Source organism: Glacieibacterium arshaanense (assembly GCF_004681125.1).
Taxonomy (GTDB): domain Bacteria; phylum Pseudomonadota; class Alphaproteobacteria; order Sphingomonadales; family Sphingomonadaceae; genus Polymorphobacter_A; species Polymorphobacter_A arshaanense.
Genome location: NZ_SIHO01000002.1, coordinates 723,994 through 745,882 on the forward strand (window position 1 = coordinate 723,994; position 21,889 = coordinate 745,882).

16 protein-coding genes and 1 tRNA gene are annotated in these 21,889 nt (G+C 66.8%); 6 read left to right on the forward strand and 11 right to left on the reverse strand.

Annotation, left to right across the window (positions count from 1 at the left end; genetic code table 11):
• Positions 1–32: 32 nt before the first annotated feature.
• The 7 genes from EUV02_RS09695 to EUV02_RS09725 all read right to left on the reverse strand — a co-directional run bounded on the left by EUV02_RS09695 (position 33) and on the right by EUV02_RS09725 (position 7,505).
• Positions 33–470, reverse strand: coding sequence for a DUF1134 domain-containing protein (locus tag EUV02_RS09695; RefSeq protein ID WP_135246027.1), 438 nt, complete (start codon positions 468–470; stop codon positions 33–35).
• Between the two features lie 766 nt (positions 471–1,236).
• Positions 1,237–3,930, reverse strand: coding sequence for a valine--tRNA ligase (locus EUV02_RS09700; protein ID WP_135246028.1), 2,694 nt, complete (start codon positions 3,928–3,930; stop codon positions 1,237–1,239).
• Positions 3,927–4,706, reverse strand: coding sequence for an ATPase (locus tag EUV02_RS09705; RefSeq protein ID WP_135246029.1), 780 nt, complete (start codon positions 4,704–4,706; stop codon positions 3,927–3,929). Before EUV02_RS09705 ends, EUV02_RS09700 begins: the two co-directional genes overlap by 4 nt.
• Entirely contained in the window at positions 4,684–4,887 is a 204-nt protein-coding gene (locus EUV02_RS09710; protein WP_135246030.1) for a hypothetical protein, read from the reverse strand. The genes EUV02_RS09705 and EUV02_RS09710 overlap by 23 nt, the downstream gene beginning before the upstream one ends.
• A gap of 193 nt (positions 4,888–5,080) precedes the next feature.
• Positions 5,081–5,389 (reverse strand): DUF2497 domain-containing protein, encoded by a 309-nt coding sequence (locus tag EUV02_RS09715; protein ID WP_135246031.1) that lies wholly within the window; start codon positions 5,387–5,389, stop codon positions 5,081–5,083.
• A 3-nt stretch (positions 5,390–5,392) separates the two neighbouring features.
• Entirely contained in the window at positions 5,393–6,847 is a 1,455-nt protein-coding gene (locus EUV02_RS09720; protein ID WP_135246032.1) for a TolC family outer membrane protein, read from the reverse strand.
• Between the two features lie 19 nt (positions 6,848–6,866).
• Entirely contained in the window at positions 6,867–7,505 is a 639-nt protein-coding gene (locus EUV02_RS09725; RefSeq protein WP_243445848.1) for a protein-L-isoaspartate O-methyltransferase family protein, read from the reverse strand.
• Between the two features lie 150 nt (positions 7,506–7,655).
• Between EUV02_RS09725 and EUV02_RS09730 the strand changes: the two genes are divergently transcribed.
• Both EUV02_RS09730 and EUV02_RS09735 read left to right on the forward strand, forming a co-directional pair.
• Positions 7,656–7,729: transfer RNA gene (locus EUV02_RS09730), tRNA-Cys, on the forward strand.
• Between the two features lie 99 nt (positions 7,730–7,828).
• On the forward strand, positions 7,829–9,820 hold the full coding sequence (locus tag EUV02_RS09735) for a TIGR03768 family metallophosphoesterase (RefSeq protein ID WP_135246033.1): 1,992 nt from the start codon (positions 7,829–7,831) through the stop codon (positions 9,818–9,820).
• A gap of 8 nt (positions 9,821–9,828) precedes the next feature.
• Here EUV02_RS09735 and EUV02_RS09740 read toward each other — a convergent pair whose 3' ends face one another.
• From EUV02_RS09740 to EUV02_RS09755, 4 genes are all read right to left on the reverse strand, one after another.
• Positions 9,829–12,309, reverse strand: coding sequence for an nSTAND1 domain-containing NTPase (locus EUV02_RS09740; RefSeq protein WP_135246034.1), 2,481 nt, complete (start codon positions 12,307–12,309; stop codon positions 9,829–9,831).
• 27 nt (positions 12,310–12,336) lie between these two features.
• On the reverse strand, positions 12,337–14,433 hold the full coding sequence (locus EUV02_RS09745; RefSeq protein ID WP_135246035.1) for a CHAT domain-containing protein: 2,097 nt from the start codon (positions 14,431–14,433) through the stop codon (positions 12,337–12,339).
• Between the two features lie 83 nt (positions 14,434–14,516).
• Positions 14,517–15,248 carry a UTRA domain-containing protein gene (locus tag EUV02_RS09750; RefSeq protein WP_135246036.1) on the reverse strand — a complete coding sequence of 244 codons (732 nt, stop codon included), beginning with the start codon at positions 15,246–15,248 and terminating at the stop codon, positions 14,517–14,519.
• Positions 15,245–16,594, reverse strand: coding sequence for a formimidoylglutamate deiminase (locus EUV02_RS09755; RefSeq protein ID WP_135246037.1), 1,350 nt, complete (start codon positions 16,592–16,594; stop codon positions 15,245–15,247). Before EUV02_RS09755 ends, EUV02_RS09750 begins: the two co-directional genes overlap by 4 nt.
• A gap of 93 nt (positions 16,595–16,687) precedes the next feature.
• On the opposite strand from EUV02_RS09755, the gene hutI reads away from it, so the two are divergent.
• The 4 genes from hutI to hutU are packed head-to-tail and all read left to right on the forward strand — an operon-like array spanning position 16,688 to position 21,889.
• On the forward strand, positions 16,688–17,884 hold the full coding sequence (hutI, locus tag EUV02_RS09760) for an imidazolonepropionase (RefSeq protein ID WP_135246038.1): 1,197 nt from the start codon (positions 16,688–16,690) through the stop codon (positions 17,882–17,884).
• Positions 17,881–19,413, forward strand: coding sequence for a histidine ammonia-lyase (gene hutH, locus EUV02_RS09765; RefSeq protein ID WP_135246039.1), 1,533 nt, complete (start codon positions 17,881–17,883; stop codon positions 19,411–19,413). Before hutI ends, hutH begins: the two co-directional genes overlap by 4 nt.
• Positions 19,410–20,225 (forward strand): N-formylglutamate deformylase, encoded by an 816-nt coding sequence (hutG, locus tag EUV02_RS09770; protein ID WP_135246040.1) that lies wholly within the window; start codon positions 19,410–19,412, stop codon positions 20,223–20,225. The genes hutH and hutG overlap by 4 nt, the downstream gene beginning before the upstream one ends.
• Complete coding sequence (hutU, locus tag EUV02_RS09775; RefSeq protein WP_135246041.1) at positions 20,222–21,889, forward strand: urocanate hydratase; 1,668 nt, start codon at positions 20,222–20,224, stop codon at positions 21,887–21,889. The genes hutG and hutU overlap by 4 nt, the downstream gene beginning before the upstream one ends.

Sequence of the window (21,889 nt, forward strand, 5' to 3'; positions counted from 1 at the left end):
CGCCCGCCGCGGGGCGGGCGCCGCACCAGTCCTTACTTCATCGTGATCTTGACGCCGCCGGCGCCGGCGCTGGCCTGCAGGCCCTTCGAGTTGGTCTGCAGGTGCAGGATGACGCCATGTTCGTTCTTCAGGCGGATCGCACCGGCGCCGACGACGGCCGTCGCGCTGGCATCGATCTTCGAATAGGTGCCGGGGAAGTTCGACAGCTTGGTCAGGTTATAGACTTCGCCGCTCGCCTTGACCTTCGATGCGCCGATGTCGCCGACCGTCAGGCCGCCGATCTTGAAGTCATAGGTCTTGCCGTTGAAGTTGAGCTTGCCGCCGCCGGTGCTGCCGCCAACGAGAAAGCCGAATTGCGCTTCGTCGATTGCAATGGTGCCGCTGGGGTGCAGCGTTGCCGCAGACATCGGTGCGGCAAAGGCCATGGCGCAAGCGATTGCGACGGGTGCCAGGAAACGGGTGCTGAACATGGGGAAAACCTTTCAAAAACTGTGTTGGTAATCAAACGCAGACTCAAGCCCTGGCTCACATACGGCCATTCCGCTTGGCCCGACAAGTAGCAAGCAATCGCGCACAAGGCATGCCCGTAATTGCCGCGACGCGAGGTTTGCACTGTGGAGGGAGATTCGGCCGCGCCGGGCGCTTTACGCCGTGCTCGACCCGCTCATTGTCGGCGGGGCAGGGCTGAGCCCTGCACCCGATTGTTTTCTGCGCCCCTGTCAGCACGGCAGGAGTCGATGGCGCGCACGCACGACGAATTTCCGGCCAGCGGATATCCCCGCCCCGGTCCATCGTCCTTGGGTACTGACCCCCACCGCCACGGTGGAGATGTAATCCTCTTCCCGATGACGGCTTCCGTGGTAGGTTGCTGGGTCATCGGGAAGAGGCAGGCTTTGTGTCGTTGGTCGAGGTAGCCGGGGGCGGAGGGCGTTTTTGCGGTTTCTTAGGCCGCATACGCGGTTTGGACGCGTGTTTGACGCGGTTGACGTACGCGTTTGATAGACGTGCCCTCCTTGGAACACTTGGAGCTGAAGTCCTCGACCTGACAGAGCGCGGGGCTGAAAAGCGCGGCGGTGAAACGACACGTCCGGGTACGCAAGTGGCGATCGTGAGCCCGGACAGGTTGGACGGGAAACACCCATTTCCCGTCGCCTTGATGAACCTACTAACCGATTCGGTTCATAATGTCAAGTAAAATCACGTACGCGGCGCCCTCTCCTCGGTGGGGAGAGGGGTTTAGCCCAGTCGCGCCAGTGCCGCGCGCAGGCGTGTCGCTTCGCTGCTGCGTGCTGCCAGATCCTCGCGGGCCTTTTCGACCGCCTCGGGCTTGGCCTTTTCGGTGAAGCCGGGGGAGGCGAGGCGGCCGCTGAGTGCAGCGGCTTCCTTCTCCGCCGCGCTTGCTGCCTTTTCGAGGCGGGCGCGCTCGGCGGCAAGGTCGATGACGCCTTCCAAGGGCAGCGTGTAGGTTGCCGCATCGACGACGATCTGCGCCGCACCACCCGCGGGCGCAGCTTCGAAGCTGATCGCCGCAATGCGCGCCAGCCGTTCGAGCGCCGGCGTCTGGCGCCGGATGCGCGCTTGCGTCGCCGCGTCGGCGTCACGGACGTGCAGCGGCAGTTTCGCGGCGGGCGAGACGTTGAGCTCGGCGCGCCCGCCACGGATTTCGCTGACCAGCCGGATCAGCCAGTCGATTTCGGCAGCAGTGTCGGCGTCGACCAGCCTGGCATCGGTGACCGGCCACGCCGCAACGATCAGGTCATGGTCACGGCTCCCCAGCTTGTGCCACAGCTCCTCGGTCAGGAACGGCATCACCGGGTGCAGCAGCACGAGAATCTGGTCGAGCGCCCAGCCGGTGACGGCGCGGGTTTCGGCCGCGATGCCGGCGTCGGCACCCTCGGCGAGCAGCGGCTTGGTCAGTTCGAGATACCAGTCGCAGAAGCGGCTCCACGCGAACTGGTAGATCGTGCTGGCATAATCGTCGAAGCGGAACGCCGTCATCGCGGCATCGAGCGCGCGCGCTGTTTCGACGACTTCGCCGATGATCCAGCGGTTGACCGGTGCGGTCGCGGCGGGTGGCATTGCCGAGGTGCTGCCGACGATGCCGTTCGACTGCGCGAAACGCGCGGCGTTCCACAGCTTGGTGGCGAAGTTGCGGTAGCCTTCGATGCGCTTTTCATCGAGCTTGATGTCGCGGCCCTGGCTTTCCATCGCGGTCAGCGTGAAGCGCAGCGCGTCGGCGCCGTACTTGTCGATCAGGATCAGCGGATCGACGACATTGCCGCGCGACTTCGACATCTTGATGCCCTTGGCGTCGCGGACGAGGCCGTGGCAGTAGACGGTGGCGAACGGCGGCACATCGTCCATGAAATGGATGCCCTGCATCATCATGCGGGCGACCCAGAAGAAGATGATGTCGAAGCCGGTGACGAGCACGTCGCCGGGATAGTGACGCGCCAGTTGCGGGGTTTGCTCGGGCCAGCCGAGCGTGCCGAACGGCCAGAGCGCGGAGGAGAACCAGGTGTCGAGGACGTCCTCGTCGCGGCGCAGCACGATGTTGCCGGCCTGGGCCTGCGCCTCGGCCTCGGTCTCGGCAACGAACACGCGGCCGTCATCGGCGTACCATGCCGGAATCTGGTGGCCCCACCACAATTGGCGCGACACGCACCACGGCTGGATGTTTTCCATCCAGTTGAAATAGGTTTTATCCCAGTTGGCGGGGACAAATTTGGTTTTGCCCTCGCGCACCGCGGCAATCGCCGGTGCGGCGAGCGTGGCTGCATCGACATACCATTGGTCGGTCAGCCACGGTTCGATGACGACGCCCGAGCGGTCGCCGTAGGGCATCTGGACGATCTTGTCCTCGACACGGTCGAGCAGGCCGAGCGCTTCCATTTCAGCGACGATGGTCTTGCGCGCTTCGAAGCGGTCGATGCCGACCAGCCGCGCGGGCACACCGTCGCACGCCGCAACGCGCGCTTCGGCGTCGAAGATGTTGAGCATGTCAGCGGCGGCAATGCCGGCGCGCTTGCCGACTTCGAAGTCGTTGAAGTCGTGGCCGGGCGTGATCTTGACCGCGCCGCTGCCGAGTTCGGGGTCGGCATGGTCATCGGCGATGATGGGGATGCGGCGGTCGGTGATCGGCAGCTCGACGAATTTCCCGATGACCGAGGCGTAGCGCGCGTCGGCGGCGTTGACCGCCACCGCCATGTCGCCGAGCATCGTTTCGGGGCGCGTCGTGGCGACCACGATATGGTCGCGGCCGTCGGCCAATTTGACGCCGTCCGCCAGCGGGTAGCGGAAGTGCCAGAAATGCCCCTGCACCTCGCGCGTTTCGACTTCGAGGTCGCTGATCGCGGTCTTGAACTTCGGGTCCCAGTTGACGAGGCGCTTGTCGCGGTAGAGCAATTTCTCGTTGTACAGCCGCACGAACACCTTGGTGACCGCGGCGCTGAAGCCGGCGTCCATCGTGAAGCGCTCGTTCGACCAGTCGCAGCTGGCGCCGAGGCGGCGGAGCTGGCGCGTGATGGTGCCGCCCGACACTTCCTTCCAGTCCCACACCGTGCGCAAAAACGCTGCGCGGCCCATCTCCTGGCGGGTCACGGCCTGGGTGCTTTCGGCGAGCTGGCGCTCCACCACCATCTGCGTCGCGATGCCGGCATGGTCGGTGCCGACGACCCAAAGCGCATCCTCGCCCTTCAGCCGGTGATAGCGGATCAGCACGTCCTGCAGCGTGTTGTCGAGCGCATGGCCGATGTGCAGCGAGCCGGTGACGTTGGGCGGCGGGATGACGATGGTGAACGGCTTGGCGTCGGGCCGCGCCGGGCGGAATGCGCCGGTCGATTCCCAATGCCTGTACAGCCGCGCCTCGATCTCGGCGGGATCGAAGGTCTTGTCGATGATATTGGCGGAGGTGGTGTCTGGATTCGTCATGCGGGGTCTTTTGCGGATAGTGGCGGCGAGGGCAAGTTTTTGCGCGGGGTCCGGCGGCCGCGCCGGCGCGGACGCGGCGTTTTTGCGGTCGGCGTGGCGTCGGCGGCCGGCTTTACCGGCTTGCGCCGGGTTTTGGCAACCGGCTGCGGCAAACCCGTCAGCCCGGCCGCCAAAAGCTCGGCGCGCAGCGCGCTGCCGGGCTGGCGGTGCCAGACGATCGGCTTGTCGCCGCGCTTGGCGGCCATCAGTTCGGGACTGCCGCCCGAATTGTCGAAGATCGCCAGCAGGTCGACATGGTCGGCAAACCACGCCAGCTGTTCGAACGAGCGCGTGCGGCGCGCGCGGATCTTGTCTTCGGGCACATCATGCCCGCCGGTGGCGACGCGGATGCGGACGCGCTCGATCTGCATCTGGGCGTTGCGCAGCAGAACGAACAGCATGCGGACCTCGAAGCCCTGCGCGCGCGCCTTTTCGACCAGCGCGCGGTATTTGGACGATGACAGCACGGTTTCGACGCCGATCGTCTGATAGACATCGAGCGACGTCAGCAACCACGATTCGATGCGCTGGACCGCCGCGAGGTTCGCCGCGAGCAGTTCTTGCGCTTCATGCTCGACGATGTGCTGCGTCAGCAGGTCGGGATTGATGATCCACACCGAGCCGCCCCAGCCTTCGATGTCCGAACGGTTGTAGAGCGACGATTTTCCCGAGCCATTAGGGCCGGCGATGATCCAGAGAACCGGGCGTTCGGGCTTACGCGGGGTCTGTGGCGGCACGCGCGCGCTTTCGCTGTTCGGCGCGGATGCGGCGGACGTTCGAACGGAAAGCGGCAAGCAGGTCGAGCTCAAGCGTGGCGCTGTCCGACTGGACGACCTTCATCTGCACGATGCTGCCGTCGGGCGCGCGGACGCGCTTGGTTTTCAACTTGCTGGGCGAAACATCGGCTTTGGTGGCCATGCAAAACTCCTTGGGGGCTACCGTAGCAAATGTCGCGCTGCGATGCACGGCCATTAGCGGGGAGAGCCTCCGGCGGGCAGGGGCTTGCCCCTGCACCCATATGTTGGTCGCGCCCAAGCGGTGCCGGCGGTGATCGTGACACGCGCCGCAAATTTACGGGTGCAGGGGCAAGCCCCTGCCCGCCGGAGGCTCTTTAACCGTGCCCCGTCAGCCGCTTGATTTCGGCGGCGACAGCGGCCTCGACAATTTCGGGCAAGTTCGCGTCGAGCCACGCCTGCAACATCGGCTGCAGCAGGGCGCGTGCGGTGGCGTCGATGCCTGCCTCGGTCGGCAGCGCGGCGGGCTCTTCGGCTAACTCTGTCAGCGGCAGCGAATCGAAATCGGGGTCGAGCAGCGCGTCATCGATATCGGGTTCGGTCGCGGGCGCCTCGGCGGCCGGATCCTCGACGACGATCTTGCGGATCGATGCGAGGATATCGTCGAGGTTCTTGTCGCCCGCCATGGCTCAGCGCGGTGCGACGGGTACTGGCACGAAGTCCGACACCGACTGGCTGGCCGCGACCGGCTGCGGAAGCGGCTGCGCCGCCGGGTTCGGGTTGGTCGCCCAGTCGCTCCAGATGCCGCGGACGCGCTTGCCGTTGGCGGTCGAATCGTACGGCGTCACCGGCGCGCCGAGCACGGTGGCTTCGGCAAGGCCCATGCTGGCGAGCAGCTGGTACGACGCGACATATTCGTCGCGCTTGGCCTGCACGAGATCGACCTGCACGGTCAGCAGTTCCTGTTCGGCGTTGAGGACGTCGAGCAGCGTGCGGCTGCCGACCTGGTTTTCCTGCTTGACGCCTTCGAGTGCCAGTGTGTTGGCCTTCACCCCGACTTCGGCGGACTGGATGGTGGCGCGTGCGGTCTGGACGTTCGAATAGGAATTGGTCGTGGTTTCGACGACGACGCGTTCGGTCGCGGTAATCTGCTCAAGGCGCTGGCTGCGGACTTCCTGCGCCTGGCGGATGACCGAGCCGACGGCGCCGGCCTGATACAGCGGCACCGTCGCGGAGACGCCGATGTTCTGCGTGAAATAATCGCCATTAGGTACGACGCCACCGGCGCCGGTATAGTTGGCATAGCCGAGGCCCGCGCTGGCGGCGACGCTCGGCAGGCGCTGGCCTTCGAGCTGGCGCACGGTGTAGCGCGCGGCGGCTTCGTTGAAGCGCGCGGCGATCAGCGACGGGTTGTTGCGGTCGGCGATATCGACAGCCTGCGCCGGCGTGCCGGGCAGCGTCGGCAAGGGCGGCAGCGGTTCGAGGTCGACGGGCAGGCGACCGACGACGCGGCGATACGATTCGCGCGCCAGCGTCAACGTACCCTGTGCGGCAATCAGCTGGCTCTGCGACCGCGCCAGCCGGGCTTCGGACTGCGCGACGTCGGTGCGCGTCAGGTCGCCGACTTCGAAGCGGTCCTTGCTCGCCTGCAGTTCGCGCGACAGCACCTTGACCTGGTTCTTGGTGAGTTCGACGACGCGTTCGAGCGCCAGCACATTGGCGTAGGCGGTGACGACACTGACCATCACGGTGTTTTCGGCAGCGCGCAGCTGGGCGCGCGACGCGAGCACGAGGTTTTCGCTGGCGCTGACCGCGGCCTTGGTCTGGCCGCCGGTGTAGAGCGGCTGGGTGATGGTGCCACCGGCGGTGAAGACCTGGCCGGCCTCGTTGAAATTGTCACCATTGGCCTTGTAGCCGACCGTTGCGCCGACGCCGGGGCGGTAGCCCGACAGCGCCTGCGGCACGGTTTCATCGACCTGCCGCGTCACGGCGCGCTGCGCCTGCAGCTCGGGGTTGGTTTCGTAGGCGCTGGCGAGTGCCGCTGCCAGCGTGTCGGCGCGCAGCGGGGTGCCGCCAAGCGCCAGTGCAATCATGGCCAGCGGCAGGGTACGGGTTGCGATACGGCGGGCGATTTCGGAATTCATCGAGTCTTTTCCCTGGAAATCAGAATATGAAGCGCGCGGGCGCTTCGAATCCCGGCAGTGGTGTTGCAGCGGTCTCGATGATGCTCGACCCGCCAAAGTGGCCGCCGGCAACGCGGCCAACCGTCGCACGGCCGACGCCGTCTTCGCCGATCAACACCATGCCGACGCGGCCGCCTTCACGCAGCTGCGCGATCAGCGCCGCCGACAGCGCCGGCACGGCACCGTCGATCAGCAGCACGTCATACGGCGCAGCCGCCGCCCAGCCCGCCGCCAGCGGACCTTCGACGACATTGATGCCGGCGCTGCGCGCGTGTGCGGCGAGCGCCGCGTCGCATTCGAGCGCGGTGACATCCGACGTCAGTTCGCCGACCACGGCGGCGCTGTAGCCGGTAGCAGCGCCGACGATCAGCACCTTCTCGCCGGGCGCAATGCGCAGGTGCGTCAGCAGCAGCCCCAGAATCATCGGTTCGACCAAGCTGCGGCCACCGCCGAGCGCGACGGCGCCGTCGACATAGGCGAGCGCGGCGCGGGCTGCCGGCACGAAGCGTTCGCGCGCCACCGCAGCGACAGCGGCAAGCACGTCGGGATCATTGACGCCCACGGTGCGCATCTGGCTGTCAATCATCGCACTGCGCTGGGCGGTAAAATCGGCGTTCACGGAGCGTCCTGTCTGTCTGAAGGTGACTTATACGTGTAATACAGCTGAGCGGCAATCAAAATATCGCGTGTCACAGTGCATTAGCGGTCTAGGTTGCGCTCGCCAAGCGGCATTGCTAAGGGAGCGCCTCTGTCGCGCCAGCGGCAGCTTGGCCCGATGGCGGAGTGGTGACGTAACGGACTGCAAATCCGTGAACCCGGGTTCGATTCCCGGTCGGGCCTCCAAGACTTTCCAGCCTGTTGAATCGGCAAGTGTGTGCGAGTCGCCGCGCCTTCACCGATTGATCGTTTCTCCCGGCAGCGGTTTTGCAGTAGCCTCTGCGTATGCCGCAGGATGTCAGTTCCGACCTGTCAATTGAACGGCGCCATGGCGGGCTGAGCCGGCGCGCTTTTCTGCGCTCGACCGGTGCAGTGCTGGGGGTTGCTGCAGCTGGCGGCGTGTTGCCTGCTCAGGCATGGGCAGGCGCACTGGCGCGCTACCCGATTGCCACACCTGCCGTCACCACGCGCGAGCGGATGCTGACGTTTCCGGCGAAGCTGACGCCCGGCCTTGCGAAAACCGAACTCAACCAGATTTCGCGCTACGACGCGCTGGGCTACGGCGAATGGTCGTTCGGTGCCGGTCTGCCGGTTATGGAGCGGCTCGACCTGATGCCCGCCGGCTACGCGCGACCCGCGGGCGGCGCCAAGGCCCGGATGGGGCGGTTCTTCACATTTTCCGATGTCCACATCACCGACAAGGAAGCCCCCAACCAGCTGATCCTGTTCCAGCAGACCGAGCCGACGGCGGCGACCAACACGTCGATCTATTCGCCGGTGATGCCCTACACCACGCAGGTGCTCGATGCGGCAGTGCAAACGGTCAACGACTTGCACAGCCGCGCGCCGTTCGATTTTGGCCTGATGCTCGGGGACGCCTGCAACAACACCGCGTTCAACGAAATCCGCTGGTATGTCGATGTCCTCGACGGCCAGCGCATCGTGCCGAGCTCGGGCGCGCATCTCGGTACCGACAGCATCGGTTTCCAGAAGCCGTTCCAGGCCGCCGGGCTCGACAAGTCCATCCCCTGGTATCAGGTGATGGGCAACCACGATCATTTCCTCATCGGCTCGTTCCCCTTCGATGCCGACCCGGCGCTGGGGTTCCGGCAATCCTATACCGCCGACCGCGTGTGGTCGGTCGGCAACGCGCTCAAGCCCGATTTTTCGAGCTTTCCGCCGATGTTCGACTACCGGAAGCTCGGGGCTGCGCCGCGTTACTTTCCGGGCGTGCTCGACGGCGCCAGCGCGAACGCCGACATCATTCATGCCGGCAGCGCCAGTGATCCGGCATTTGCGGGTGGCACGCCGCGCATTGCGCCTGATCCGGCGCGCCGGCCGATCCTGCGGGCCGAATGGGTCAACAGCTTCTTCGATACCCAGTCGCACCCGGCCGGGCATGGTTTCAACCGCGGCGCCGGGGCGGACGCCGGTTTCACCTGCTACAGCTTCGTGCCCAAGGCCGGGGTGCCGCTGAAGATCATCGTGCTCGATGTCACCCAATCCGAAGCCGACGGGTCGGTCGATATCCACGGTCATGGCTACCTCGATGCGCGGCGCTGGGCGTGGCTGCAGGCCGAGCTGGCGCGCGGGCAGGCCGACAACCAGCTGATGATCATCGCCGCGCATGTCCCCATCGGCGTGTCGCCGGTCGGGTCGAAGATGGAATGGTGGGCGGGCGACGCCGACATGAAGCCCGGGTTCGAAAATGCCGTCGATCTGGCGGGGCTGGTCGCGACATTGCAGGCGACGCCGAACCTGCTGATGTGGATTGCCGGGCACCGCCATTTCAACACCGTCAAGGCGTTCCCCGCCGCCGCCGGCAAGCCGCCCGAGCAGGGGTTCTGGCAGGTCGAAACCTCATCGCTGCGCGACTTCCCGCAACAGTTCCGGACGTTCGAAATCAGCCTCAACAGCGATTACAGCGTGTCGGTCGAGGCGCTCAATGTCGACATCGCGGTGGCCGAGGGTACACCGGCGGCGCAGTCGCGCAAATATGCGGTCGCCGCACAGCAGATCATCGGCAACGACCTGCGCTTCAACAGCCCGAATTTCGCGACCGCCGGCGGTCGCGGCACGCTGCCCATCGCCAGCATGGATCCGACACGCCCGCAAAGCGATGACCCCAAGGCCACCGACCCGAGCAACCGCTTCGTCGATTTATCGGCCGCGACGCCGCCGGTGCCGTATCATGCATCGTGCAACGTCGAACTGGTGCTGCCGCTCAGCCCGGCGATGGTCAGTCACCTCAGAATGGTATTTCCGGTCGGGCCGTAAATTCTGGATCAGGATATAGGTTCGGCCATGTGTACGGCACCGCCCGAGCCACGCTTGGCGGGTCGCCCTTCTGCCTTGGGCTTTTCAATGCCCAGCATGTCGTAGAGCGCATCCCGCGCGTCGGTCCATTGCTGCTTCTTGATCTTGTCAACGGCGATACGCCGATTGGCCTGGGTCGTCATTTCATCAGTGATGCGCTTATCGAGTTCGGCATCTTTCTCCGGATCGATGACTGACCACAACGCAGTGGCAATATCGATGTATAGCGACATTGCTTCGACGCTATTGGCATCTTTCGCGAGCAACTGTCGCGCCGTCGACTCGGCAAGTTGGTACTTCGCTTTTGCCTTTTCAGGTGCGTCGGGCTGGTCAGCAGACAGCCAATCACCCCACGCCCGATAGCCTGTGGCGAGGTTGAAAAGGTAGCTCTTGTTGGCCGGCTGCTTCGCGACGAGATAGCGATCGACAGCGATTACAGCCTGATAGACCGTGTCGGCCCGGTCGGATGCGGCAATCTCTGCGTATTTGGTGAGCGCCGTGCCAAGATTTTCAAACCAGCTAAAATCATGCGTTTCAATTGCTCTGGCGCGCGCAAAATCGGCTGCGCCACTATAGCTTTTGGCTGCCTGATTGGTTTCGGCATGCATCTCATCGGTCAGCTTGATGATTTGCTCGTTTGTGCCAGCATCGGCGTCTGCTGCCGTCTGCGCATCGAGAATTGCCGCGTTTTTATCGATCGCGTTGCTGCCATGGTCATCGCCGGTGACGATCATTTGCCAGAATTTGTTGCTGTCGGTGAGGTTGCCATTGGCGAGATCGCGATTGAGATCGCTGGTGCGCTTGAGCAGGTCCTTGCGCGCGGCTGCGGTGCCATCGATCGGATCGAGCTTGCGATAGACCGATGCGACCATCTCGCTGTTCTGCGTCGTTGCCTTCTTGATGGTTTCCTGAAGCTTGTACGCCGAAATGCTGAGGAACAGCACCGTGCCGGCGACCAGGCCGACGCGGGCGGCGCGCCACGCATACATGCCCCTGACGCTGCGCGTGAGATAGCGCATCGCTGCCGCGAAATCGCCGTCGTGTTTCGAATAGCGCGCGGCCCAGCCTTCGGACGGTTTGGCGGCTTTGTTCCAATCGCGCGCCAGCCGCAATTCGGGGCCTTGCAGCGGGTCGGCGTCCTTGCGGGCATAGCGTGCGGCGCGGTCGACGAGTTCGACATAGCTGTCGCGCGACTTGCGTTCTTCATCTACCCAGTCGCGCAGCCGCACCCATTGGCGGATCAGGCTTTCGTGCGAAATGTCGTAGCGCGGATCGTCGGGGCGGCCGTCGGGCGACGGGTGGACGAAACTGCGGCCATCGGCTTCGTAGCGCGTCATGATGGCTTCGACGGCGGTGCGATCGACGCCGGCGGCGGCGGCGAGTTCGCTGGTCCGCGCCGGGCTGCGGATGCGCCGGCCGCTCGAATCGGTATCGGTCAGGCGCTTGAAGATGCGTTCGACGGCGACCAGGTCGAGCCCGACCAGCGCCGCCTCGGCGTCCTTATTGAGCGCGCCTTCCAGTCCGCCAGCGCTATCGAAATGGCGCAGGTCGACGGGGCCGGTGGCGCCTTCGGCGAGCCAGGCGTCCCAGGTCCGCATCAGTGCGTGCTGGAGCACCGGTAGTCGGTCGAAGCGGTCGCCGAGCGCGTTGAGGACATGGTCGAGCAGCCGCGGCGCAACTTCGGCACCCGCCAGCAGCGCCGGACATTCAACCGCATCGCGCAATTGCTCGCGCGTCATCCGCGGCACCAGATAGCGGCCGCGGTTGAGCGCTTCGGGCAGTCCGAAGAACAGGTCGCAGTCACCCAGAAAGTCGGTGCGCATCGTCAGCACGACATAGACCGGCAGCTCGCGCTGGTCGGCGAGCGTCAGCAGCAGGTCGACAAAGTCGCTGGCTTCGGCCTTGCGGCGCGCGCGCTCCTTGCGGCGTTCGGGGTCGGCATCGGGCTGGTCGTCGCTGTCGTCATCGCCGCGAAACGCGAAAAGCTCCTCGAACTGGTCGACGAGCACGAAAAGGTTGGCGTTGGGTTCCAGTCGCGGCCGGATGTAGTCGAGCGCCGCCGGCGTATGCCCGGCGCGTAGCGCGGCTTCGAGCGACTGCGCTGCGGGGCTGCCCGAATGGGCCTCGGCGTCCGGATCGTCCGACATCGCCGCGACGAGCCCGGCGGCGAGGTTGGCCATCGGCGCGTCGCCGGGCTTGATGCTGACGCGGCGCCAGCGGTCACGGTCGTGGACCAGAAAGCCGCCCAGCAGTGCCGGTACCAGCCCGGCACGCACCAGAGAGGATTTGCCGCTGCCCGAACTGCCGACGACGCCGAGGAAGCGGTTGTTGCCGAGGATCGCCAGCAGCTCCTCGACCTGTGCATCGCGCCCGAAGAAGTACAGGCTGTCGGCCTTGAAGAACGGCCGCAGCCCGACATAGGGGTTGCGGCGCACCGCCTCGTCACTCATCGCATTTTGCCTGCGGGCTGAAGGTCATCATTCGGTCGGCTTGTCGGCCGGAAACAGCGCATCGACCCAGCTGCGATCACCGTCGCGCAGCGTGCTGATGGCGAGCCGGGCGGCCGAAATCGGCGGTGCCGTGACATTGGCGGCAGCGGCGTATTTGGCGACGACCAGCTTGGCGCGCGATTTGACCGCCGAGCGCATGATGGCTACCTGCCGGTTGGCGACCCAGGCCGGATCGACCTCGCCGGCGACGATGACATACAGCCCGGTGCTGCGCACGGCCTCGTCGAGCGCCGGCAGATTGTCGATCGTTTCGCTGCTGCTGGTGTTAATGTTGGCCTCGACGTGGTTGGTCGCCAGATAATCGAACAGGTCGATGGCGCGCTCGGCGTCCTTTTCGTGCGCGTCGATATAGGCGCGATGACCGGCGGCGCCGGCACTGGCAGCAGGCGCGGCAGCAGCGGCGCGGGCGCGCTTGATTTCGTCGAGCTTGGCGACGATAGCGGCGAGCATCTGGTTCTTGTCGGTGACGACGAATTCGAAGCGTGCCTTGTCGCGCGGCATCGCTTCGATCTCGGCGATGCGGTCGGCATAGGCCTTGCCCATGTTGGCCTTGTCGGCTTCGGTGACCAGCACGATCTGCGATTTGGCGAGCTTGAGCCCGGCTTCGAGCTGCTGCAGCGGATAGGTGCGCAGCGGCTGGCCGTCATCGACATCGATGCGCCGGCCGGCATTGGCGCCGAGCAGATGGATGCACAGATCGGCCTCGCGCAGCAGCGCATCGACGCCGGCGCTGTAGTTTGTGTCATCGAGCGGGACCTCGGCGACGACGGCGCAATCATCGCGGGCGCCGAGTTCGGCGGCGAGCGCCTCGTGCTTCTTTTCCCAGTCCTGGTCGGGCGTGGCGAGATAGAGCTTGAGGCGGTCGCTGCCGGCGGCACCCCAGGCCGAGGCCGCTTCAGTTGCACGGACCGCTGCCGCAGGGGCAGGGGTGGTGATGGTCGTTGCCGGCGCGGCATCGGCCGGCGTAAACAGGTCGCCGCTGTCGGAGCGCATGTAGAGCACCGGCGTTGCCCATTCGGGTTGCGCCCCCGAATAGATTGCCTTGCGCGCTTCGGCGACGGCGTAGTCGACCGGGCTGGCGGCGGCGATGCATTTATAGAAAGTTTCGGCAAACGCGATGGCGGCCCGGTCCGAAATCGGGAACTGCATCGCCAGCACCGCCGGAATTCGTTCGCGCACCAGTGCGGCGGCGACGCCGGCATAGGGGTGCGCGCCCGATTTGGTGGCCGTGGTGCCGGTCTTGCAGGCATTCAGGAACACCAGCCGCAGCGGTTCGTCGGCGAGCATCATCGCGAAATCATCGGCGCTGACGAAGTCGGGCTGGGCCTCGGCAGTTTCGAGCACAAGGCAGCCGCCGGTATCACCGGCATAGTCGCCGTGGCCCATGTAGTGGAGGACGTGGAAATCGGCCTCGCGCAGCTTGTCGAGGATTTGCTGGCGCACCGGCGGCGCGTAATCAACGCTGACGCTCGGCAGCTTGGCCCAGCTCGCCTTGATCCGCGCCAGTTCGTCGTCGAGCCCCAGCCCGGTGGTGCCGTTGGGGTTCGACATGATGACCAGAATGCGCAGCGGCGCGGTGAATGGTTGCGGGTTGAGCGGCTTTGGCGAATCGAAGACGCGGACCACGGCGCTGCGGTTCGACACGACCAGCGCGCGCTCGCCGCGCTTGCACATCAGTTCCCACGGCAGGCTGGCCACTTCGGCCATGCCGGTCTGCCGCAGGTCCATCGACAGCCGGATACGGACGCCGGTATCGGGCAGGTTTTCGGCGCGGTCCATGATGGCGGCGAGCCGTTCACCCACCTGATCCTGGAACAGCGCGGCGTACATGTCGGCACCGTAGTCGGCGGCGGTGCGCGACGGGGCTGCCTGCCCATCCGCGGTCACCTTGCCGATGCCGCGCGCCGTTTCGGCGACGCCGAATACCGCTTCCGACAGTTCGGCAAGCGTGAACGGCAGCTTGAGCGTCCCGTTGCCGATGCCCGCGTCCGACTGCAGACGCACATTATAGACATCGTCCCCGCCGGGCGAGATGACGACGTTGACGTCGAGGTATTTGGTCATTGATCCCTGTGTCCCGGCCCGCGTCCCCGAGGCAGTGCATTGGCAGCGAAATGCGCCGCAATGTCAACCGGCCGGGCGCCGGTTCAGCCGGTGCCGCGCGCCGAAAAATGCGCCGACAGGATGAAGGCGGTGCCGGGGAAGGTCTGGCGCACCCAGGTGATGCGTTCGGGCGCGCCGGTGTCGCCGGCGTCGTACCAGGTCCAGCGTTCGAGGCGCAGGCAGGCAGTGCCGCGCTCCAGCTTCAGCGCGGTGGCAGTGTCGGCATCGGCACCGACGGCGGCGATACTATGCTCGGCCTCGGTCCACGGCACATGGCCGAGCAGCCAGCTGCCGGGTGGTTCGGCGCTGAAATCGACCGCTGCGGCATCGGGCACGACGCCGAGGTTGATCAGCCGCTCTTCCAGCGCATAGGGCGCGTCGTCGGCAGAATGCAGGCAGCGCAGCGCCAGCACCTTGCCGGACCTGATCTGCAGCGCGGCGCGGTCGGCGGCGCTGGCGGTGCGTTCGCTGCGCGCCAGCAGGTCGAGCCGGTAGCGCCGGCCATGCGCCTGAATGTCGGCGCGAATGTCGGGGATGCTGAGCGCCGCATGGTGCAGCGGCGGCGCGGCGACAAAGCTTCCGGCGCGGCGGCGACGCTCGATCAGGCCGCTGGCCGCCAGTCGCGAAAGCGCCTTGCTGACCGTCATGCGCGCGCAGTCGTACTGCGCCATCAGTTCATGTTCGGCGGGGATGCGGTGGCCGGGCTTCCACGCGCCCGACATGATCTGCGCCGCGATATCGGCACCGATGCGGACGTGCAGGGGGGCGGCCCTCATCCCGCGAGCACCTTGCGCATGACCGCCAGATAGCGCGCGGTGACGCTGTCACGCGCGACGTGACGGCCGGCGGCGACGACCTGCCGGCCACGGCGCCAGACGCCGTCGATCAGGTCGCGGCGACCGCTGAACACCAGCGCATCAAACAAGGAATCGCCGTCACGGCCGACGAACGCCGGATGGTCGGCGGCGAGCGTGACGAAGTCGGCGGGTGCGCCGACGGTGAAGCCTGTACCGTGCAGCGCCTGTTGCCCACCCGCCAATGCACCCGCGAACAGGCCGGCGCCGGTCGAGGCATGGGCGCCGCCGAGCAGGTTGCGCGACTGGTGGAGCAGGCGCTGGCCGTATTCGAGCGTGCGCAGTTCCTCGGCCATGTCGATGGCGACGTTCGAGTCCGAGCCGATGCCCCAGCGGCCACCTTCGGCAACGAAATCGCGCGCCGGGAAGATGCCGTCGCCGAGGTTGGCTTCGGTGACCGGACACAGGCCGGCGACGGCGCCGCTGGCGATGAGGCCGATGCGTTCGGCGGGCGTGATATGCGTGGCGTGGACGAGGCACCAGTCGGCATCGACCGGCGCGTTGGCGAGCAACCACTCGACCGGGCGCGCGCCGCTCCACGCGAGGCAGGCGTCGACCTCGCGTTGCTGCTCGGCGATGTGGATATGCACCGGCGCGGCGAGCGGCAGCAGCGCGCGCAACTGTTCCGGAGTGACGGCGCGTAGCGAGTGCGGCGCGATGCCGATGCGGCTGTCATCGAGTCCAGCGATGCCAGTGCGGCTGGCATCGTGGAGCGCCGCGTAGCTGTCGAGGCTGTTGATGAAGCGGCGTTGCGCCGGATTGGCGGGCACGCCGCCGAAGTCGGCGGTGGCGTAGAACACCGGCAGCAAGGTCAGCGCAATGCCGGATTCGTCTGCGGCGGCGGCGAGCGCTGCTGCCATCGCGCCGCGCGCGGCATAGGGCGCGCCGGTCAGGTCATGGTGCAGATAGTGGAACTCGCCGACGCGGGTGAAGCCGGCCTCGAGCATTTCGATATAGGCGAGCGCTGCGATGGCGGCGAGCGCATCGGGGTCGAGCCGGTCGACGAAGCGGTACATCGTGTCGCGCCAGGTCCAGAAGCTGTCGGTGCTGTCGCCGCGCACTTCGGCGAGCCCCGCCATGCCGCGCTGGAAGGCGTGGCTGTGAAGGTTGCCCATGCCGGGCAGCAGCACGCCGTGGCGCGAATCGTCGGGCTGCGCTGGTGCGTCGGCGGTTATGGCGGCGATCAGCCCCGCGCCATCGACTGCGACGCGCACCGATTTCGCCCATCCTTCGGGCAGCAGCGCTGCGCTGAACCAGAAATTCTGCATCTGACGTCCCTTTGCCGCACGCTGGACATTGCATGCGCCGCGCGAATATGTATAGACAAATAAACCGCGCCGCCACAATTTTCAGGTTCCGCCATGCTCGTCGACCGCATCTGGACCAAGGCCCGCCTGCTGCCGTGTACCGGCGCGGACGCCATCGACGACGCCTTGGTCGCCAGCCTTGATGGCCGCATTTTCTATGCCGGCGCGATTGCCGATGCGCCGGCGGGGCTCGACGCGCTCGATGTCCATGACTGCGACGGCCGCTGGGTCACGCCGGGGCTGATCGATTGCCACACGCACCTCGTCCATGGCGGCGACCGCGCGCACGAATTCGAATTGCGGCTGGCGGGTGCGAGCTACGAGGAGATCGCCCGTGCCGGGGGCGGCATCGTCTCGACCGTCGCCGCAACGCGCGCCGCGACCGAGGCCGAGCTGGTGGCGCAGGCGTTGCCGCGGCTCGACACACTGCTGGCGGAAGGCGTCACCACCATCGAAATCAAATCGGGCTACGGGCTCGACCTCGCCAATGAATGCAAGCAGCTGCGCGCAGCGCGCGAGCTCGGCGTGCAGCGTGCGGTCAACATCGTGCCGACCCTGCTCGGCGCGCACGCACTGCCGCCCGAAGCGCGCAGCGCCGATGCCTATATCGACCTGGTTTGCGAGGCGATCATCCCGCTGGTTGCCGCCGCCGGGCTGGCGACTGCCGTCGATGCGTTCTGCGAGGGCATCGGCTTCACGCCGAAGCAGGTGGCGCGGGTGTTCACCGCCGCCGGGCTGCACGGGCTGCGCGTCAAACTGCATGCCGACCAGCTGTCGAACCTCGAAGGTGCGGCACTCGCGGCGCATTTCGGCGCGCTATCGGCCGATCACCTCGAACACACCAGCGCCGAGGGCGTCTCGGCAATGGCGAAGGCCGGTACTGTCGCGGTGCTGCTGCCCGGCGCCTACTACTTCATGCGCGAGACCAAGCTGCCGCCGATCGACGCGCTGCGCGCAGCCGGCGTGCCGCTGGCGATCGCCACCGATTGCAACCCTGGCACCGCGCCGCTGACCTCGCTGCTGGCGACGATGAACATGGCGGCGACACTGTTCCGGCTGACCGTCGATGAATGCCTGATGGGCGTCACCGCCAACGCCGCGCGGGCGCTGGGGCGCGATGACATCGGCAGCGTCGCGCCGGGTCAGCAATGCGACCTCGCAATCTGGGACATCGAGCGCCCCGCCGAGCTGGTTTACCGGCTCGGCTTCAACCCGCTGCACGCGCGTATCGTCAAGGGAGTGCCGGCATGATCGACCTCGTTCCGGGCAAAGTCTCGCTTGCCGATTGGCGGCGTATCTATCGCGGCGAAACCGCGCGACTGGCCGATGGCTATCAGGCGGGCGTCGCGGCATCGGCGGCGACCATCGCGCGCATCGTTGCGAAGGGCGAGCCGGTCTACGGCGTCAACACCGGCTTCGGCAAACTGGCGTCGGTGCGCATCGAGGCCGATGACCTCGCGACGCTCCAGCGCAACATCGTGCTCAGCCATGCCGCCGGCGTCGGTGACCCAATGCCTGCTGACGTCGTGCGGCTGATGCTGGCGCTCAAGATGGCGAGTCTGGCGCGCGGCGCCTCGGGCGTCCAACCCGCGACCTTGGCGCTGCTCGAGGCGCTGCTGGCGCACGACATTTTGCCGCTGGTGCCGGCGCAGGGGTCGGTCGGGGCGTCGGGTGATCTCGCGCCGCTGTCGCACATGGCCGCCGCGATGCTCGGCGTCGGTGAGGTGTTCGCGCGCGGTGTTCGCATGCCCGCCGACAAGGCGCTGGCCGCTGCCGGCCTCGCACCGCTGACGCTTGGGCCGAAGGAAGGCCTCGCACTGCTCAATGGCACGCAGTTCAGCACCGCCTATGCACTCGCCGGGCTGTTCGAGGCTGAGGCGCTGTTCACCGCCGCGCTCGCCACCGGCGCGCTGTCGACCGAGGCGGCCAAGGGCTCGGACACGCCGTTCGACCCGCGCATCCACGCCTTGCGCGGCCACGCCGGCCAGATCGAAACCGCCGCGACGTTGCGCGCGCTGATGGCGGGCTCGGCAATTCGCGCCAGCCATGCCGAAGGCGACGAACGCGTGCAGGACCCTTACTGCCTGCGCTGCCAGCCGCAGGTGATGGGCGCGGTGCTCGATCTGTTGCGGCAGGCGGCGGCGACCTTGGGCATCGAAGCCAATAGCGTGTCGGACAATCCGCTGGTGTTCGCCGAGGATGACAGCGTGCTGTCGGGCGGCAATTTCCACGCCGAGCCGGTGGCGTTTGCCGCCGATATGCTGGCGCTGGCGCTGTGCGAAATCGGCTCGCTCGCCGAACGCCGTGTCGCGATGCTCGTCGATCCGGCGCTGTCGGGGCTGCCGGCGTTCCTGACGCCCAAGCCCGGCCTCAATTCGGGGTTCATGATTCCGCAGGTGACGGCGGCCGCGCTGGTCAGCGAGAACAAGCAGCGCGCCTATCCCGCGAGCGTGGACTCCATCCCGACCTCGGCGAACCAGGAAGACCATGTCTCGATGGCGGCGCACGGGGCGCGGCGCTTGCTGGCGATGGCCGACAATTTGCGCGGCGTGCTGGCGATCGAATGGCTGGCAGCGACGCAAGGCTGCGATTTCCACGCGCCGATGACGAGCAGCGGCGTGCTCGAAGCTTTGCGCGGCACGTTGCGGGCAAAAGTGCCGACGCTCGGCGAAGACCGCTACTTCCACCCCGACATCGCTGCCGCGAGCGCGCTGATCGCTGACGGCAGCGTCACCAAGCTGGTCGTTGCAGCCGGCATTTCTGCACCGGTACTGGCATGACGACTGCTTGGCTTTCGGTCACGCGCGGTGACGCGCCGCTGGTCATCGGGCTGCCGCACACCGGCACCGCGATTGCCGCCGACCTGCTGCCGCAGTTCGTGTCGCCGTGGCTGGCGCGCCGCGATGCCGACTGGTGGATCGACCGGCTCTACGGTTTTGCCGCAGCGATGGGCGCGACGGTGGTGCATACCGCGATTTCGCGAAGCGTCATCGATGCCAACCGCGATCCGTCGGGCGTGTCGCTGTACCCGGGGCAGGTGACGACGGGCCTGTGCCCGACCGAAACCTTTGACGGCGAGGCGCTCTATCGCCCCGGCCTCGACCCCGACGCCGCTGAAATCGAGCGCCGGCGCATCCGCTGGCACGCGCCATATCACGCCGCGCTGACCGAAGAACTGGCACGACTGCGCGCCCGCCACCCGCGCGTCGTGCTGTATGACGCGCACTCGATCCGCTCGCGCGTGCCGCGCCTGTTCGACGGCGAACTGCCGCAATTCAACATCGGCACCAACAGCGGCGCCAGCTGCGACCCCGGCCTGACCGCCGCGGTTGCCGCCGCGTCGGGCCCGAGCCCGATCATCAACGGCCGCTTCAAGGGCGGCTACACGACGCGCCACCATGGCAATCCCGGCGCCGGCGTCCACGCCGTGCAGATGGAACTCGCGATGCGCGGCTACCTCGATGAACCCGCCACGCCTGACGCCGACAACTGGCCGCCCGCTTACGACGCGGCGCGCGCCGAGCCGATGGTGGCGACGCTCAAGACCATTCTCACCGCCTGCCTCGACTGGGCTACCAAGGAGCCGTCATGACCCGTATCGACAACAGCCGCCACATCAAGGCCGCGCACGGCACCACGCTCACCGCCAAGAGCTGGCTGACCGAAGCGCCGCTGCGCATGCTGATGAATAACCTCGATGCGCAGGTCGCCGAACGGCCCGAGGAGCTGGTGGTTTACGGCGGCATCGGCCGCGCCGCGCGCGACTGGGAAAGCTATGACCGCATCGTCGCGACGCTGCGCCGGCTCGAGGATGGCCAGACCTTGCTGGTGCAGTCGGGCAAGCCCGTCGGCGTGTTCCAGACGCACAAGGACGCGCCGCGCGTGCTCATCGCCAACTCGAACCTCGTCCCGCACTGGGCGACCTGGGACCATTTCCACGAACTCGATAAGGCCGGGTTGATGATGTACGGCCAGATGACCGCGGGCAGCTGGATCTACATCGGCTCGCAGGGCATCGTGCAGGGCACCTACGAAACCTTCGTCGAAATGGGGCGCCAGCATTATGCCGGCAACCTCAAGGGCCGCTGGATTTTGACCGCCGGCCTTGGCGGCATGGGTGGCGCGCAGCCGCTGGCGGCGACGATGGCCGGCGCGTCGTGCCTCGCCGTCGAGTGCCAGCCGAGCCGCATCGAAATGCGGCTGGCGACGGGCTATCTCGACGTGCGCGCCGACAGCCTCGACGACGCGCTCGACATCATTGCCAAGGCGCATGCCGAAGGCCGCGCGGTATCGGTCGGGCTGCTCGGCAACGCCGCGGACGTGTTCCCCGAAATGGTCGAACGCGGCATCCGCCCCGACGCGGTCACCGACCAGACCTCGGCGCATGATCCGCTGAACGGCTATCTGCCGCGCGGCTGGACGCTCGACCAATGGGCGGCCGCGCGCGAAGCCGATCCGGCGGCGGTGATTGCCGCTGCCTCGGCGTCGATGGCGGTGCACGTGCAGGCGATGCTCGACTTCGCCAAAATGGGCATCCCGACATTCGATTATGGCAACAACATCCGCCAGGTGGCGTTCGACCATGGCGTCAAAAACGCTTTCGATTTCCCCGGCTTCGTGCCCGCCTACATCCGCCCATTGTTCTGCCGCGGCATCGGGCCGTTCCGCTGGGTGGCGCTGTCGGGCGACCCACAGGACATTTACAAGACCGATGCCAAGGTCAAGGAACTGATGCCCGACGCGCCAGACCTGCACCGCTGGCTCGACATGGCGCGTGAGCGCATCCACTTCCAGGGCCTGCCGGCGCGCATCTGCTGGGTGGGCTTGGGCGACCGCCACCGGCTGGGCCTCGCGTTCAACGAAATGGTCAAGTCGGGGGAGTTGAAAGCGCCGATCGTCATCGGCCGCGACCACCTCGATTCGGGCTCGGTCGCGTCGCCCAACCGTGAAACCGAAGCGATGCGCGACGGTTCCGACGCAGTCAGCGACTGGCCGCTGCTAAACGCGCTGCTCAACACCGCGAGCGGCGCAACCTGGGTGTCGCTGCACCACGGCGGCGGCGTCGGCATGGGCTTCTCGCAACATTCGGGCATGGTCATCGTGGCCGACGGCAGCGATGACGCGGCGCGGCGACTGGGCCGCGTGCTGTGGAACGACCCGGCCACCGGCGTCATGCGCCACGCCGACGCGGGTTATGCACAGGCGGTCGATTGTGCCAAGGCACAGGGGCTTGACCTTCCATCCATTATGGATTGA

Bases quoted from the DNA above. Each gene is read 5' to 3' on its own strand.
- EUV02_RS09755 (WP_135246037.1), bottom strand. From the start codon at position 16,594: ATGCAGAATTTCTGGTTCAGCGCAGCGCTGCTGCCCGAAGGATGGGCG.
- EUV02_RS09750 (WP_135246036.1), bottom strand. From the start codon at position 15,248: ATGAGGGCCGCCCCCCTGCACGTCCGCATCGGTGCCGATATCGCGGCG.
- hutU (WP_135246041.1), top strand. From the start codon at position 20,222: ATGACCCGTATCGACAACAGCCGCCACATCAAGGCCGCGCACGGCACC.
- EUV02_RS09735 (WP_135246033.1), top strand. From the start codon at position 7,829: ATGCCGCAGGATGTCAGTTCCGACCTGTCAATTGAACGGCGCCATGGC.
- EUV02_RS09700 (WP_135246028.1), bottom strand. From the start codon at position 3,930: ATGACGAATCCAGACACCACCTCCGCCAATATCATCGACAAGACCTTC.
- hutG (WP_135246040.1), top strand. From the start codon at position 19,410: ATGACGACTGCTTGGCTTTCGGTCACGCGCGGTGACGCGCCGCTGGTC.
- EUV02_RS09745 (WP_135246035.1), bottom strand. From the start codon at position 14,433: ATGACCAAATACCTCGACGTCAACGTCGTCATCTCGCCCGGCGGGGAC.
- hutH (WP_135246039.1), top strand. From the start codon at position 17,881: ATGATCGACCTCGTTCCGGGCAAAGTCTCGCTTGCCGATTGGCGGCGT.
- EUV02_RS09695 (WP_135246027.1), bottom strand. From the start codon at position 470: ATGTTCAGCACCCGTTTCCTGGCACCCGTCGCAATCGCTTGCGCCATG.
- EUV02_RS09715 (WP_135246031.1), bottom strand. From the start codon at position 5,389: ATGGCGGGCGACAAGAACCTCGACGATATCCTCGCATCGATCCGCAAG.
- EUV02_RS09710 (WP_135246030.1), bottom strand. From the start codon at position 4,887: ATGGCCACCAAAGCCGATGTTTCGCCCAGCAAGTTGAAAACCAAGCGC.
- EUV02_RS09740 (WP_135246034.1), bottom strand. From the start codon at position 12,309: ATGAGTGACGAGGCGGTGCGCCGCAACCCCTATGTCGGGCTGCGGCCG.
- EUV02_RS09720 (WP_135246032.1), bottom strand. From the start codon at position 6,847: ATGAATTCCGAAATCGCCCGCCGTATCGCAACCCGTACCCTGCCGCTG.
- hutI (WP_135246038.1), top strand. From the start codon at position 16,688: ATGCTCGTCGACCGCATCTGGACCAAGGCCCGCCTGCTGCCGTGTACC.